Source organism: Nocardioides sp. J9, assembly GCF_007829375.1.
Lineage (GTDB): Bacteria > Actinomycetota > Actinomycetes > Propionibacteriales > Nocardioidaceae > Nocardioides.
In genome coordinates, this window is the sequence record NZ_VLJQ01000013.1 from 65,711 (window position 1) to 80,497 (window position 14,787).

A 14,787-nucleotide genomic window follows, 5' to 3' on the forward strand; every position below is an offset into this window, starting at 1 on the left:
CTGCCGCCGCCCGGCGCCTCGGTCATCCGGCGGCGCAGGTCGTGAACCTCGCCCTCGAGGTACCGGACCTGCTCCTCCAGCTCCTCGCGACTCGGAGAGCGGTGGCTACCCGTGCCTTCTCCCGTGCTCGTCATGTGGCACACCTCCTGTCCCGACCCTACTCGCGAGGGTGGTGGAGGGAAGTGGTTCGCCACGCCTGGACGGCAACGATTCGGTTGCGGGGCGCGTGGGCGTCGTGGAGTGCCGATTGGGCAGGAACTGCAGGTTTTCGGGCCTGATTCCTGCGGTTTGGGACCAAACCGCAACGTCCCGGGGCCGGTCGACACGGCGTGGCCTGGCCGGAGCGTCCAGCTGGCTGCCTGGTCGGCCCGGGAGGTCCACGATTGGGCAGAAACTGCAGCTCCAGGCCCGGATTTGTTGCGGTTTGGGACCAAACCGCAACCCTCCGGCCAGCCCGGCCTCACTCCTCCTCGGCCGGCCCGCCGGGCACGCCCGGCGGGCGGGGGCCGGTGTAGTCCGGCCCGTACGCGCCCGGGGCAGGACGGCGCTTCTTCAGCGGGGCCCGCTGGCCCGGGGCCATGCGGCGGGCGGTGACGAGGAAGGCGGTGTGGCCGATCATCTTGTGGCCGGGGCGCACGGCGAGGCCCTCGACGTGCCAGTCGCGGACCAGCGACTCCCACGGGCTGGGCTCGGTGAAGCCGCCGTGGACCCGGACGGCCTCGACGAACTTCGACAGCTGGGTCGTGGTGGCGACGTACGCGCAGACGATGCCGCCGGGCAGCAGGGCGTCGGCGGCGGCGTCGAGGCAGTCCCACGGCGCGAGCATGTCGAGGATGATCCGGTCGCAGCGCTCCCCCGACGCCGGCAGCGCCTCGGCGAGGTCGCCGAGGGTGAGCTGCCAGGCGGGGTGGTCGCCGCCGAAGAACTGGGTGACGTTGCGGCGCGCGACGTCGGCGAACTCCTCGCGGCGCTCGTACGACGACACGCGGCCGTGCGGGCCCACGGCGCGCAGCAGCGAGCAGGTCAGCGCGCCGGAGCCGACGCCGGCTTCGACGACGTGGGCGCCCGGGAAGATGTCGGCCATCGCGATGATCTGCGCCGAGTCCTTGGGGTAGACCACGGCCGCGCCGCGCGGCATGGACACGACGTACTCCGACAGCAGCGGCCGGAAGACGAGGTACTCACCGCCGATCGAGGAGGTGACGGTGAAGCCCTCCTCGCGGCCGATCAGCTCGTCGTGCTCGATGTGGCCCTTGTTGGAGAAGAACCGCTTGCCTGGCTCGAGCGCGAAGTTGTGCTTGCGGCCCTTGGCGTCCACGAGGCGGACCCACTCCCCTGCGCGCAGGGGGCCGCGGTGCACGCCGGACCAGGCGTCCTGGGGTACGTCGGGGGTTGCGTCGCTCACCGGCGCAATCTATCGGTTCCGCATCGCCCGGATGATGTCGGCCGTCGCCAGCACGCCGGCGACGCGGCCGTCCTCGCCGACGAGGACGTACTCCGAGGACGGGGTCCGGCGCAGCGCGGCCAGCAGGTCGTCGCCGGCGATGCCCAGGGGCAGGGCGCGACCGTCGGTGACGGTGCGGGCGACGGTGGACACGGCGACCCACGGCGTCCGCTCGACCGGGACGGCGCGAACGGCTTCCTCGGAGACCACGCCGACGGGACGGCCGGCGGAGGTCGTGGTGACGATGCCGCGCACGCCGGCCTCCTCGGCCCGGCGCAGCGCCTCGGCCAGCGGCAGGTCCTCGGGGACCGTCAGGGCGGCCCGGGCGAGGTCCCGGGCGGCCACGGTCGAGAGCTGGCGCACGACCTTCGCTGCAGCGATCGACTGGCTCGCGCCCGTCCACAGGAAGACCGCGACGATCGCGAGCACGATCGGGTTGACGACGTACCCCTGCCCGGCGCTGAGCACCGCCCACGCCGCCACCGCGAGCGCGACGACCCGGCCACCCCAGGCGGCCACGACGGTGCCGGTGTGCACCTTGCCGGTGACGGCCCAGATGCCGGCCTTGAGCACCCGCCCGCCGTCGAGCGGCAGTCCGGGGACGAGGTTGAGGACGCCGATGATGATGTTCGCGCCGGCGAGGCCCTCGATGACGAGGAGCAGCAGGCCCTCGGGGGTGAGGTACCACAGGCCCAGGGCGGCGGCGCCGACCGCGAGCGACGTGATCGGGCCGACCACCGCGATCCAGAACTCCTGGCCCGGGCGGCGGGCCTCGCCGTCGATCGCGGTGGCGCCGCCGAGGAAGTGCAGGGTGATCGACTCGACGCGGAACCCGAACCGCCGCGCCATCAGCGCGTGCGACGCCTCGTGCAGCAGGATCGCCAGGTAGAGGGCCATCGCGAAGGCCAGCCCGACGACGTACTTCCAGCCGCCCAGGCCGGGCTGTACCTGGTCCACTCGCGGTCCCATGATCCAGGCGATCAGGGCGGCGACGAGGAACCACGACGTCGAGACGAGCACGTCGCTGCCCGCGATCCGGCCGATCCGGAACATGCCGCGCGGGACGGGAGGGCGCGGCGGGGCGGGGCGGGAGGTCGACACACTGCGAGGCTATCCGGGCCGCCGCCACCGGTTGCGCCGAGGCAGTGTCGAGGCAGGGTCGAGGCAGTGTCGGAGGGCTCGCCTAGGGTCGAGCCATGACGACCACACCAGCGCCGACCGGTGTCGAGCCGGCCGACCCGGCGGAGCGGCGGGGCACGCGCGTCGACGGCGTCGACGTGCTGGGTGCGCTCTCGCCGTCGCGGGTGGCCGACTTCCTCAACTGCCCGCTGCAGTACCGCTTCCGCAGCATCGACCGGCTCCCGGAGCCACCCTCACCGGCGGCCGTGCGCGGCACGGTGGTGCACCGGGTGCTGGAGCAGCTCTTCGACCTGCCGGCCGCCGAGCGCACGCCCGAGCGCGCCGAGACGATGCTGGAGCCGGCGTGGGCGGAGCTGCAGGAGGTCGAGCCCGCGGTGGCGTCGATGTTCCCCGAGGACGGCCCCGAGATCGTCGGCTGGCTGGCGTCGTGCCGCGAGGTGCTCGCCCGCTACTTCTCGCTCGAGGACCCGCGCCGGCTCGAGCCGGCCGAGCGTGAGCTGTACGTCGAGACGCTGACCGACAGCAAGCTGCTCCTCCGCGGCGTTATCGACCGGGTCGACGTCGCCCCCGACGGCGCCATCCGGGTCGTCGACTACAAGTCCGGCGCCTCGCCGCACGTGATGTTCGAGGCCAAGGCCCTCTTCCAGCTCCGCTTCTACGCCCTGGTGCTGTGGCGGATGCGCGGCGTCGTGCCCAAGGTGCTCCAGCTGGTCTACCTCGGCAACAGCGAGGTGCTGACCTACGAGCCCGACGAGCAGGATCTGCTCGCCACCGAGCGCAAGGTGCTGGCGGTGTGGGAGGCGATCCGCGCCGCCACCGAGCTCCGGGAGTTCCAGCCGCGCAAGGGAGCCGGCTGCACCTGGTGCTCCCACCAGGTCCGCTGCCCGGCGTACGGCGGCACTCCCCCGCCGTGGCCAGAGACCGAGCCCGAGCCCGACGCGGCCGGGGAGCCGGTCGACGTCACAGGGCAGCCAGGTCCTCGGGGGTGAGGCCCTCGAGGGTGTCGCGGAAGACCCGCTGCGGCCCCTCGGGCACGGGCACGTGGTTCGGCACCACCAGGACGCGGCACCCGGCCGACTCCGCCGAGCGGGCTCCGGTCGGCGAGTCCTCGATCGCGACGCAGTCCGCCGCGTCGACGCCGAGGGCGGCCGCCGCGGTGAGGTAGGCCTCGGGGTGCGGCTTGCCCTGGCTGACCATGTCACCGGTCACGATCACCCGGAACGTCTCCGGCGGCAGGTGCTCGAGGATCGGCGCCACGAAGCGTTCGTACGACATCGTGACCAAGCCGCACGGCACGCCGGCCTTCCGGAGCGCGAGCAGCAGCTCCCGCGACCCCGCGCACCACGGCACCGCGTGGCGCACCTTCGCCACCACGCCGTCGAGCAGCAGCTCGACGACCTCCTCGGGCGACTGGTCGAGCCCGAGCCGGTCCTTGAGGTAGCGCCCCGAGGTGAGCAGGTCGTTGCCGACCAGGCTCATCGCGTCCTCGTGCGTCCACGTCCCGCCGTGCTCCTCGGCGATCGCGGTCTCCGTCGCCATCCAGTACGGCTCGGTGTCGACCAGCGTGCCGTCCATGTCCCACAGCACGGCGGCCGGCAGTCGCCGGCCACCGGTGTCGGTCGGGTCAGCGTATCCACGAGGGGGTGGCGTGCTCAGGGTGTCCTCCGGGCTCGATGCGGTCGGTACGTCCGGCCTCCCACCCTAGGCGCTGGCAGCAGCGGCACCTCCCCCGCCGGTGACCTCGCGCGGCTCACCCGAGGTCCTCGTCACCGCCGTCGAGGAGGTTGAGCAGGCGGGTCCTGCCCAGCGCGTCCTGCAGCACGGCCACCAGGTCGCCGTCAGGCAGCGCCCGGAAGTCCGGCGGGTCGCCCCGCGTGACGCCTGCGCCGGTCCACGTGCCCACGTCGACCGCGGTCTCGGCGGCCGTGCGGACGAGCTCGGCGACGCTCACCGGGAACGGCACGACGGTCCCGATCGAGCAGTCGTCGCTGTGGACCACGACCTCGATCCCGGGGCCGCCGTCGACCTCCTCGGGCACGAGCGTGAGGGGACGGTCGATCGCCATCATCAGGAGTGTCTCCAGGTCGTCGACGTCGTCGAGGTCCATGCCCGCCTGCAGGTCCTCGGGGCGGGGGAAGTTCGTCGTGAACGGCGCTCCTGACATGGACCGATCATTCCAGCAGGGTCCGACGGAGCTGCCGTGCTCGCAGTCGGACAGGATTTCTGCCGGATTTCGTTCGTTCCCGGGACAAGCGGCCTGCGCTGCGCCATCATGGGACCCGACCCCGCAGGTGACCCGAGACGCCTGCGGGGTCCTTCACTTCCCGGTTGCCTGGTGAGGGTGCCCCGACCGGGCTTCAGCCGCGGACCTCGGCGTCGGCCGCGGCGAGGCGGCGGACCGCCTCGGCCATGACGTCCGGGGCGAAGGTGAACGGCAGCCGCAGGTGGTCGTCCCAGGCGCCGGTCGGGTCGGTCTCGCGGCCCGGGGTGACCTCGACCCCGTGGCGGAGCGCGACGCGGGCGAGCACGGAGGCGTCGTACCCGGGCAGCCGGACCCACAGGGCCGTGCCGCCCGCGGGCTCGCGCCACTGCCAGTCGGGCAGGTGCTCGGCCAGCAGGGCGGCGGCGTGGGCGAGGCACCCGCGGGCGTCGGCGGTGCGGTCGGCGGCGAGCGCGGGCAGGTCGGGCAGGAGGCGGGCGGCGACCGCCTGCTCGAGGAGCGGGGTGCCCATGTCGGCGTTCGCCTTGAGCAGGCCGAGGCGTTCGACGTCTGCGGCGCTGGCCCGGACCCAGCCGACCCGCAGGCCGGCCCAGAGCGCCTTCGACAGCGAGCCCACGGTGAGGACGCGGCCGGCGTCGGGCGTGAACGCCGCCAACGGCGGCGGGTGGGACGACGGGGCGGTGAGCGCGGTCGAGTAGGCGAGGTCCTCGACGACCGGGACGCCGCGCTGTGCGGCCACCTCGGCGACCTCACGCCGCCGAGTCGCCGACATGAGCGTGCCGGTCGGGTTGTGGAAGGTCGGCATGACGAAGAGGGCGGAGACCGGCTCGGCGTCGAGGACCTCGCGCAGCCGGTCGGTGCGCAGGCCGTCGTCGTCGAGGGGTACGCCGAGCAGGCGGGCCCCGACCGCGCTGAAGGTGTCGAAGCAGCCCGGCCAGCTCGGTGACTCGACCGCGACGGTGGCGCCGCGGTCGAGCAGCAGCTGGGCGGCGAGGGAGATCGCCTGCTGGGTGCCGGTGGTGATGAGCACCTGGTCGGGGGAGGTCGGCAGTCCGTGGCGGGTGTGGTGGTCGGCGACCGCGCGCCGGAGCGCGGGGAGCCCTCGGGGCGCGTAGCCGGGCTGGTCGAGCAGCACCGGCAGGTCCTCGTCGAGCACCGCGGACAGCGCAGTCGCGATCCGCGGGTCACCCGCCTCGAGCGCGTGCCGCATCGAGATGACGTCGCCCTCTGGGGCGTCGAGGCGGCGGACGGTGCCGGTTGCCAGGCCCCGCCGCAGCCGTCGGGTGACGGCGGCCGGTGTGCGTTCGGTGGGCGGGGCGACCCGGGTGCCGCTCCCCTGCCGGCTCTCGACCACACCACGACCCCGCAACTCGTCGTACGCCGCGACCACCGTGGCGCGGCTGACGTGCAGGGAGCGGGCGAGGTCGCGCTCGGACGGCAGCCGGTCTCCGGCAACCAGGTCCCCCGCCTCGACGGCTGCTGCCAGCGCCGTGGCGAGCTGGCGGTAGAGCGCACCGGGCGTCGTCATCCAGTCGCCGAGCAGGCGGGCGAGCTGGTCGGGGTCCCGAAAACGGTCCACTTGCGCCTCCATTGGCCCGGGCGCGCCGGGCGCTCGTCACCAACGCTAGGGGAAACGCCGGACACACGGACGGAGCACCCCGATGAGCATGGTCCTCGAACCCACCCAGCTGGTCGCCTTCGCTGCTGCGTCGGTGGTTCTGGTCGGCATGCCGGGCCCGAACATCGTCTACATCACCACCCTCAGCCTGGCGCACGGCACGCGGGCCGGGGTGGTGTCGGTGCTCGGCGTCGAGAGCGGCACGGCGGTGTGGGCCTTCGCCACCGCGCTCGGGCTCTCGGCGCTCATCGCCGCCAGCCCGGTGACGTTCGCCGCGCTGCGCTACCTCGGCGCGGCCTACCTGGTCCACCTCGCCGTCCGCGAGCTGCGCCGCCGCCAGGACGGCGCCCCGGGACGGCTGGACCAACCCCCGGCGTCACTGCGCCGGGTGTACGCCGACGGGCTGCTGATGAACCTGCTCAACCCGAAGGTCGCGCTGTTCTTCCTGGCCTTCCTCCCGCAGTTCCTCTCCCCCGGCGCGACCGGTGCGCGAGCGCAGGCCGAGGTGCTGGTGCTCGGGCTGGTGACCGTCCTGGTGGCACTCGCGATCGACCTCGGGTACGCCGTCGGGGCCGGTGCGCTGGGCAGGCGGCTGCGCACCCGACGCGCTGCGCGGGGTGGCGGGAGCACGCCGCGGCACCCGCGGCCGCCGTCAGCACAGGGTCCACGGCGTGACGGGTGCTCGGTCGGCCCGGTCGGCTCAGTCGGCTCAGTCGGCTCAGTCGGCTCAGTCGTCCGGGTCGTAGCCGAGGTTCGGCGAGAGCCACTTCTCGGCCTCGGTGACGCTCCAGCCCTTGCGGGCGGCGTAGTCCTCGACCTGGTCGCGACCGAGCCGACCGACGACGAAGTACTGCGCCTCCGGGTGGCTGTAGTAGATGCCGGACACGGAGGCGCCGGGCCACATCGCCATCGACTCGGTGAGCTCGATGCCGGTGCTGGCCTGGACGTCGAGGAGCTCCCAGATGGTGCGCTTCTCCGTGTGGTCCGGGCACGCGGGGTAACCCGGGGCGGGCCGGATGCCGGTGTACTTCTCGGCGATCAGGTCCTCGTTGGTCAGCTGCTCCTCCGGCACGTGCGCCCAGAACTCGGTGCGCACCCGCTGGTGGAGCCGCTCCGCGAACGCCTCCGCGAGCCGGTCGGCGAGCGCCTCGAGGAGGATCGCCGAGTAGTCGTCGAGGTCCTCCTTGAACGCCATGATCCGCTCGGTCGTGCCCAGGCCAGCGGTCACCGCGAACGCCCCGACCCAGTCCCCACCGCCGGCGAGGTCGGCGCCGACCGGAGCGACGAAGTCGGCGAGCGAGCGGTTCGGGATGCCGGCGCGGTGCTGGCCCTGCTGGCGGAGCTGGTGCAGCGTGCTGCGGACGGTGGTGCGGGTGTCGTCCTCGTAGACCAGCACGTCCTCGCCCGTGCTCGCGGCGGGAAAGAGGCCGTAGACGCCGTTGGCGGTCAGCCACTTCTCCTCGACCAGCCGGTCGAGCATGGCCTGCGCGTCCTCGTACAGCTTGCGGGCGGCCTCGCCGAGCGTGGGGCTGTTGAGGATGTCGGGGAACTTGCCCTTCATCTCCCACGCGTTGAAGAACGGCTGCCAGTCGATGAAGTCGCGCAGCTCGGTGAGGTCGTAGTCGGCGAGGACGTGGACGCCCGGCGTGCGCGGCTGCGGCGGGGCGTAGCCGGTCCAGTCGATCGGGGTGGCGTTGGCCTTCGCGTCCTGGAAGGACAGCTGCGGCCGCTCGGACTTCTGGGAGTGACGGGCGCGCAGCGAGTCGTAGTCGGCCTTCGTGGTCTCCAGCAGAGCCGGGCGCTGGCGGTCGTCGAGCAGCGCGGCCGCGGTCGGGACCGAGCGGGAGGCGTCCTTGACCCACACCACGGGGCCGGAGTACTTCGGGTCGACCTTGACCGCCGTGTGGGCGCGCGAGGTCGTCGCGCCGCCGATGAGCAGCGGGATGTCGAGGCCGAGGCGCTCCATCTCGGTGGCGAAGCCGACCATCTCGTCGAGGCTGGGCGTGATCAGGCCGGAGAGGCCGATGATGTCGGCGCCGACCTCGCGGGCGGTGTCGAGGATCTTCTGCGCCGGGACCATCACGCCGAGGTCGACGACCTCGTAGTTGTTGCACGACAGCACGACGCCGACGATGTTCTTGCCGATGTCGTGGACGTCGCCCTTCACCGTGGCGAGGACGATGGTGCCGTTGGTGTCCTTGGCGTTGGCCAGCTCGGGGTTGGCTGCCTTCTCCTGCTCGATGAACGGGATGAGGTAGGCGACGGCCTTCTTCATCACCCGGGCCGACTTCACGACCTGGGGAAGGAACATCTTGCCGGCGCCGAACAGGTCGCCGACGACGTTCATGCCGTCCATCAGCGGACCCTCGATGACCTCGATGGGACGCCCGCCGCGGGCGGCGATCTCCTGGCGCAGCTCCTCGGTGTCGCCCTCGACGAAGCCGTCGATGCCCTTCACCAGGGCGTGGGTGATCCGCTCCCCGACCGGCAGCGAGCGCCACTCCTCCTCGGCGGCCTCGACCTTCTCGCCGTTGCCGCGGTGGGCCTCGGCGAGCTCGAGCAGCCGCTCGGTCGCGGCGAGCGAGTCGTCGGTGCGGTTGAGGACGACGTCCTCGATCGCGTCACGCAGCTCGGGGTCGATGGTGTCGTACGGCACCATCGCGCCCGCGTTGACGATGCCCATGTCGAGGCCCGCCTCGATGGCGTGGAACAGGAACACCGCGTGGATCGCCTCGCGGACCGGGTTGTTGCCGCGGAAGCTGAACGAGACGTTCGAGATGCCGCCGGACACCTTGGCCCCGGGCAGGTTCTGCTTGATCCAGCGGGTCGCCTCGATGAAGTCGACGCCGTAGCTGGCGTGCTCCTCGATGCCGGTCGCGACCGCGAACACGTTCGGGTCGAAGATGATGTCCTCGGGCGGGAAGTCGACCTCGTCGACGAGGATCCGGTAGGCGCGCTCGCAGATCTGCTTGCGGCGCTCGAGGTTGTCGGCCTGGCCGTCCTCGTCGAAGGCCATGACGACCGCGGCGGCGCCGTACTTCCTGCACAGGCGAGCCTGCTCGCGGAACTTGTCCTCGCCCTCCTTCATGGAGATCGAGTTGACGATCGGCTTGCCCTGGACGCAGCGCAGGCCGGCCTCGATGACCTCCCACTTGGAGGAGTCGATCATCACCGGGACGCGGCTGATGTCGGGCTCGCTGGCGACCAGCTTGAGGAAGCGGTCCATCGCGGCGACGCCGTCGATCATGCCCTCGTCCATGTTGACGTCGATGACCTGCGCGCCGGCCTCGACCTGCTGCGCGGCGACGGAGAGTGCGGTGTCGTAGTCGCCGTCCTTGATCAGGTTGCGGAAGCGGGCCGAGCCGGTGATGTTGGTCCGCTCGCCGACGTTGACGAAGAGGCTGTCCTCGGTGATCGTGAACGGCTCGAGGCCGGAGAGCCGCATGGCCGGCTCGAGGGTGACGGGCTGGCGGACCGAGCGGCCCTCCATCCGCTTGGCGATCTCGGCGATGTGGTCCGGCGTCGTGCCGCAGCAGCCGCCGACGATGTTGAGGAAGCCGGCCTCGGCGAACTCCTCGAGCACGGCCGCGGTGTCGGACGGCGCCTCGTCGTACTCACCGAAGGCGTTGGGGAGGCCGGCGTTCGGGTACGCCGACACGAAGGAGTCGGCCAGGCGGGAGAGCTCGGCGACGTAGGGCCGCATCTCCTTCGCGCCGAGCGCGCAGTTGAGGCCGACGGCGAGCGGCCGCGCGTGGCGGACCGAGTCCCAGAACGCCTCGGTGACCTGGCCGGACAGGGTGCGGCCGGAGGCGTCGGTGATGGTGCCGGAGATGACCACGGGCCAGCGGCGGCCGGTCTCCTCGAACAGGGTCTCGACCGCGAAGATCGCCGCCTTGGCGTTGAGCGTGTCGAAGATGGTCTCGATGAACAGCAGGTCGGAGCCGCCGTCGACCAGGCCGCGCGCGGCCTCGAGGTAGGCGTCGACGAGCTGCTCGTAGGACACGTTCCGGGCGCCCGGGTCGTTGACGTCGGGGCTGATGGAGGCGGTGCGGGTGGTGGGGCCGAGCGCGCCGGCGACGTACCGCGTGCGCCCGGTCTCCTCGGCGACCTCGTCGGCGATCCGGCGGGCCAGGCGGGCGGACTCGAGGTTGAACTCGTAGGCGAGCGCCTGCATGCCGTAGTCGGCGAGCGAGACGGCGTTGGAGTTGAACGTGTTGGTCTCGATGATGTCGGCACCGGCGTCGAGGTACTCGCGGTGGATGCTGCCGATGATCTGCGGCTGGGTCAGCGAGAGCAGGTCGTTGTTGCCGACCAGGTCGGAGGGCCACTCCTCGCGGCTCGCGAAGCGCTCACCGCGGTAGCCGGCCTCGTCGGGACGGTCGCGCTGGATGGCGGTGCCCATCGCGCCGTCGAGGATCACGATCCGCTCGCGCAGCAGGGTCGTGAGCTCGTCGGTGGCGTCCGGCTGCCACTGAGCGTCCTGTGACCTGTCCTGAGCCATGCCCCATCCTTCCAGTGAGTGGAAGGCGCCCTTGGTGATCCGGCCGAGCGTGGCGGGCGCCACCTGATCGGGCTCCCGTTGCAACGCCTCTCGGCTGGTGCCCATGCTACTCGGGATCGCCGACTAGGCTCGAGGAGTGATGGAGATCGAGACGGTCACCGGTCTGGTCCGGCCTGTGGTCATCGCAGCGTTCGAGGGTTGGAACGACGCCGCCGAGTCGGCCACCGCCGTGGTCGACCACCTGATGAAGGCGTGGAACGCGCGGGTCGTCGCCGCGATCGACCCCGAGGACTACTACGACTTCCAGGTCAACCGGCCCACGGTGGGCATCGACGAGAACGGGTTCCGCAAGCTCACCTGGCCCAGCACCCACGTCGCGGTCGCCTCTCCCCCGAACCTCGACCGCGACGTCATCCTGATCCGCGGCATCGAGCCCAACATGCGCTGGCGGCAGTTCACCGCCGAGCTGCTCGCGACCATCGACGACCTCGGCGGCGAGCTGCTGGTGACGCTGGGCGCCCTGCTCTCCGACAGCCCGCACACCCGCCCGATCCCGGTGTCCGGCGCCTCGACCGAGCCGGACCTGCTCGACAAGCTCGACCTCGAGCAGTCGACGTACGAGGGACCGACCGGCATCGTCGGCGTGCTGCAGGACGCCTGCACCAAGGTCGACCTGCCCGCCGTGTCGTACTGGGCCGCCGTCCCGCACTACGTCGCCCAGCCGCCCTGCCCGAAGGCCACCCTGGCCCTGCTCACCCGCCTCGACGACCTCTTCGACATCCCGCTCCCCCTCGGCGACCTGCCCGAGGAGGCCAGGGCCTGGGAGCGCGGCGTCGACGAGCTGGCCGAGGAGGACGAGGACATCGCCGACTACGTCCGGTCGCTGGAGGAGTCGCGGGACACCGCCGACCTCCCCGAGGCGTCCGGGGAGGCCATCGCCCGGGAGTTCGAGCGGTACCTCAAGCGGCGGGGCGAGGAGCGGTAGGGCTCAGCTGGCCGGTGGGTGTGGGTGGGCTGGCCGGTCGTTGGCTGGCGCTGGCTTGGATCGGTCGAATGGGCAGGAACTGCAGCTCCAGGGCTCGAATTGCTGTGGTTTGGGACCAAACCGCAATGCCCTGACCCGCCGGAGCGGCGGTCGAGGCCGGGCGCGGAGTACGCCGGACCTGGATCGATCGATTGGTCAGAAACTGCAGCTCCGGGGCCTGAATTGCTGCGGTTTGGGACCAAACGGCAGCACCCCGGGCTGCCCGCACAGGGTCAGAGGCTGAGACCGAGCGCGGCGTCGAGGACGGGCAGCAGGGTGATGGCGGCGTCCGGGTCGCTGGTGTCGGCGAGGCCGTCGGTGCCGAGGGTGGCGCGGACCCAGGCGTCGACCGCGGCGGTGGCGCGGGGGGCGTCGAGGTCGTCGGCCAGGGCGGCGAGGACCTCCTCGACCACCGGGCCGGCGGGGGCGCCGGCGCCGAGGGCGAGGGCGCGGCGCCAGTCGGCGAGGTCGTCGACCGCGGTCCAGAGCTGGTCGTCGGTCCACTCCCAGTCGGCGCGGTAGTGGTGGCGCAGCAGGGTGAGGCGGATCGCCATCGGGTCGATGTCGCTGTTGCGCAGGGCGGATACGAAGACGAGGTTGCCGAGCGACTTCGACATCTTCTCGCCGTCGTAGGCCACCATCCCGGCGTGCGAGTAGACCTTGGCGAACGGCTCACCGGTGGTGACCTGCACGTGGCCGGCGCACATCTCGTGGTGCGGGAAGACGAGGTCGCTGCCGCCGCCCTGGACGTCGAAGCGGCCGCCGAGCTCCTTCAGCGCGATCGCGGCGCACTCGATGTGCCAGCCGGGGCGGCCGGGGCCCCACGGGCTGTCCCACGACGGCTCGCCCTCGCGCTCGCCGCGCCAGACGACGCAGTCGAGGGGGTCCTTCTTGCCGGCCCGGTCCGGGTCGCCGCCGCGCTCGCCGAAGAACCGCAGCATGGTGTCGCGGTCGTAGCCGGACTCCTCGCCGAAGGCGGGGTCGGCGCTGACCGAGAAGTAGAGGTCGTCCTCGACGCGGTAGATCGCGCCCGCGGCCTCGAGGCGCTGCACCAGCTCGATCACCAGCGGGATCGACTCGACGGCACCGACGTACGCCGCCGGCGGGAGCACCCGGAGGGCCTCCATGTCCTTGCGGAAGAGCTCGGTCTCCCGCTCGGCGAGCTCGACCCAGTCGACGCCGACCTTGGTCGCGCGCTCGAGCAGCGGGTCGTCGACGTCGGTCACGTTCTGCACGAAGCGGACGTCGTGGCCGGCCGCGCGCCAGGCGCGGTTGAGGAGGTCGAAGGCGATGTAGGTGTTCGCGTGGCCGATGTGGGTGGCGTCGTACGGCGTGATGCCGCAGACGTACAGGCGCGCGACGCCGTCGTCCGGGGTCGTCTCGACGGTCCCGCCCGTCGCGGTGTCGTGGAGGACGACGGGAGGGCCGGCGACCGGCAGTGCCGGCAGACCCGGGGCGTTCCATGCGCGCATGCGGCTGATGCTAGTTGTTGAGCAGAAGCCCTCGGTCAAAAGGGTGGCCACGGGATCGCGGGCCACCCGCCGTGCGGACCGGGCAGGACGCCGGCGGCGAGCAGCCGCTCGGCCCGGCGCTCGAGCGCGGTGATCTCGTGCTCGGCCAGGTGGAAGCCGAGCTGCTCCCCCAGCTCGCCGCGCACCGCGGCGAGGACGGAGCGCACGGTGGCGACCTCCTCGTCGGTGAGCGGGGTGCCGGCCCAGCCCCACAGCACGGTGCGGAGCTTCGGCTCGTGGTGGAAGGCGATGCCGTGGTCCACGCCGTGGCGGTGTCCGTCGGGCATGGTCAGGACGTGGCCGCCCTTGCGGTCGGCGTTGTTCAAGACGACGTCGAACACCGCGATCCGGCGCAGCGCGACGGTGTCCTCGTGGACGAGGGTCACCGGCTGGTCGCGGTCGTCGAGGCCCTCGAAGACCTCGAGCCACCCGTCGGGCGTCGTACCGGCCCGGACCAGGTCGACGGCGTCGCCGTCGGGGTCGACCTCGCACCACTCCTGGAGCATGCCGGGCCCGTGCGGGCCCTCGTCCCACCAGGTGCGCGGCACGATGTCCCAGCCGGTCGCCTCGGAGACGAGGTACGCAGCCACCTCGCGGTCGGCCAGCGTGCCGTCGGGGAAGTCCCACAGAGGCCGCTCCCCCGCGACCGGCTTGTAGACGACCTCGCGGCCGTCGAGCTCGGCGAGGAAGGTCGCGTTGGAGGCCGGCATGATCCGGCCCCGCAGGCTCAGCCCGGGCATCTCAGGACCGGGCATGACAGGAACGGCATCTCAGGGCTGGCGGCGCTTGAACCCGTTGGCGCGGACGCAGAGGTGCCCGTCCGGGTCGATCGGCTGGCCGCAGAACGGGCAGGACGGTCGACCGGCGCCGACAACGGCCTCGGCGCGCTTCACGAACGCCCGCGCCTGGCCGGGCTCGAGCCGGACCAGGAGCATCTCCGACGGCTCGTCGCCGTCGGTGAGCTCGGCGGGCTCCTCCCCCACGGGGAACACCTCGATCACGACGCGCTCGTCGGCCGGGTCCCACGACAGGGTCATCGTCCCGGCCCGGAACTCCTCCTCGATGGGCTGTGCCAGCGGCGCGTCGTCCGTGAGCGCGAAGGGGGCGACGGCGGGGATCACGCCCTGCGCCGTACCGTCCGCGATCACCTCGTCGAGGAGCTCGTCCACCCGCTCCGAGAGCGCCGCGACCTGCTGCTTCTCGAGCGCGACCGACACGACGCGGTTGCCCTCGGTGGCCTGCAGGAAGAAGGTCCGGCTCCCGGGCTCGCCGACGGTGCCGGCGACGAAGCGCTCCGGCGGGTCGAATCCGTGGACGATCGGCATGCC

Annotated in this window: 11 protein-coding genes, 1 pseudogene and 1 riboswitch; of the genes and pseudogenes, 3 read left to right on the forward strand and 9 right to left on the reverse strand. The window is 72.4% G+C overall.

Annotated features, from left to right (window positions below):
• Positions 1-460: 460 nt before the first annotated feature.
• Together L615_RS02020 and L615_RS02025 are read right to left on the reverse strand one after the other, a co-directional pair.
• Entirely contained in the window at positions 461-1,405 is a 945-nt protein-coding gene (locus L615_RS02020; RefSeq protein ID WP_036517155.1) for a tRNA (adenine-N1)-methyltransferase, read from the reverse strand.
• A gap of 9 nt (positions 1,406-1,414) precedes the next feature.
• Positions 1,415-2,545, reverse strand: coding sequence for a site-2 protease family protein (locus L615_RS02025; RefSeq protein WP_028654909.1), 1,131 nt, complete (start codon positions 2,543-2,545; stop codon positions 1,415-1,417).
• Between the two features lie 95 nt (positions 2,546-2,640).
• Here L615_RS02025 and L615_RS02030 point away from each other — a divergent pair, with 95 nt between their 5' ends.
• The gene (locus L615_RS02030; RefSeq protein ID WP_145723938.1) at positions 2,641-3,573 is read left to right on the forward strand and encodes a PD-(D/E)XK nuclease family protein; all 933 of its coding nucleotides are present in this window, start codon (positions 2,641-2,643) and stop codon (positions 3,571-3,573) included.
• Here L615_RS02030 and L615_RS02035 read toward each other — a convergent pair.
• The 3 genes from L615_RS02035 to L615_RS02045 form a co-directional block, all read right to left on the reverse strand.
• Complete coding sequence (locus L615_RS02035; protein WP_261376524.1) at positions 3,545-4,171, reverse strand: HAD family phosphatase; 627 nt, start codon at positions 4,169-4,171, stop codon at positions 3,545-3,547. The genes L615_RS02030 and L615_RS02035 overlap by 29 nt on opposite strands.
• Before the next feature lie 163 nt (positions 4,172-4,334).
• A complete protein-coding gene (locus tag L615_RS02040) occupies positions 4,335-4,748 on the reverse strand; it encodes a hypothetical protein (protein ID WP_145723939.1) in 414 nt (137 codons plus the stop codon).
• Between the two features lie 193 nt (positions 4,749-4,941).
• Positions 4,942-6,384, reverse strand: coding sequence for a PLP-dependent aminotransferase family protein (locus L615_RS02045; RefSeq protein WP_222430413.1), 1,443 nt, complete (start codon positions 6,382-6,384; stop codon positions 4,942-4,944).
• Between the two features lie 148 nt (positions 6,385-6,532).
• On the opposite strand from L615_RS02045, the pseudogene L615_RS24660 reads away from it, so the two are divergent.
• A pseudogene (locus tag L615_RS24660) lies at positions 6,533-6,979 on the forward strand (LysE family translocator); the annotation flags it as partial.
• Between the two features lie 171 nt (positions 6,980-7,150).
• On the opposite strand, the gene metH reads toward L615_RS24660, so the two are convergent.
• The gene (metH, locus tag L615_RS02055) at positions 7,151-10,924 is read right to left on the reverse strand and encodes a methionine synthase (protein ID WP_145723941.1); all 3,774 of its coding nucleotides are present in this window, start codon (positions 10,922-10,924) and stop codon (positions 7,151-7,153) included.
• Between the two features lie 16 nt (positions 10,925-10,940).
• A riboswitch (S-adenosyl-L-homocysteine riboswitch) is annotated at positions 10,941-11,022 on the reverse strand.
• Between the two features lie 41 nt (positions 11,023-11,063).
• On the opposite strand from metH, the gene L615_RS02060 reads away from it, so the two are divergent.
• Positions 11,064-11,909 carry a PAC2 family protein gene (locus tag L615_RS02060; RefSeq protein WP_396954689.1) on the forward strand — a complete coding sequence of 282 codons (846 nt, stop codon included), beginning with the start codon at positions 11,064-11,066 and terminating at the stop codon, positions 11,907-11,909.
• Positions 11,910-12,181: 272 nt separating this feature from the next.
• Here the strand turns inward: L615_RS02060 and mshC are convergent, their stop codons facing one another.
• Genes mshC through L615_RS02075 form a run of 3 tightly spaced genes read right to left on the reverse strand, consistent with a single transcriptional unit; the run spans position 12,182 to position 14,784 of the window.
• The gene (gene mshC / locus L615_RS02065; RefSeq protein WP_145723942.1) at positions 12,182-13,420 is read right to left on the reverse strand and encodes a cysteine--1-D-myo-inosityl 2-amino-2-deoxy-alpha-D-glucopyranoside ligase; all 1,239 of its coding nucleotides are present in this window, start codon (positions 13,418-13,420) and stop codon (positions 12,182-12,184) included.
• 35 nt (positions 13,421-13,455) lie between these two features.
• Positions 13,456-14,214, reverse strand: a complete 759-nt coding sequence (locus L615_RS02070) for an SCO1664 family protein (protein WP_222430414.1) — start codon at positions 14,212-14,214, stop codon at positions 13,456-13,458.
• 15 nt (positions 14,215-14,229) lie between these two features.
• The gene (locus L615_RS02075; protein ID WP_028654901.1) at positions 14,230-14,784 is read right to left on the reverse strand and encodes a DUF3090 domain-containing protein; all 555 of its coding nucleotides are present in this window, start codon (positions 14,782-14,784) and stop codon (positions 14,230-14,232) included.
• Positions 14,785-14,787: the final 3 nt, after the last annotated feature.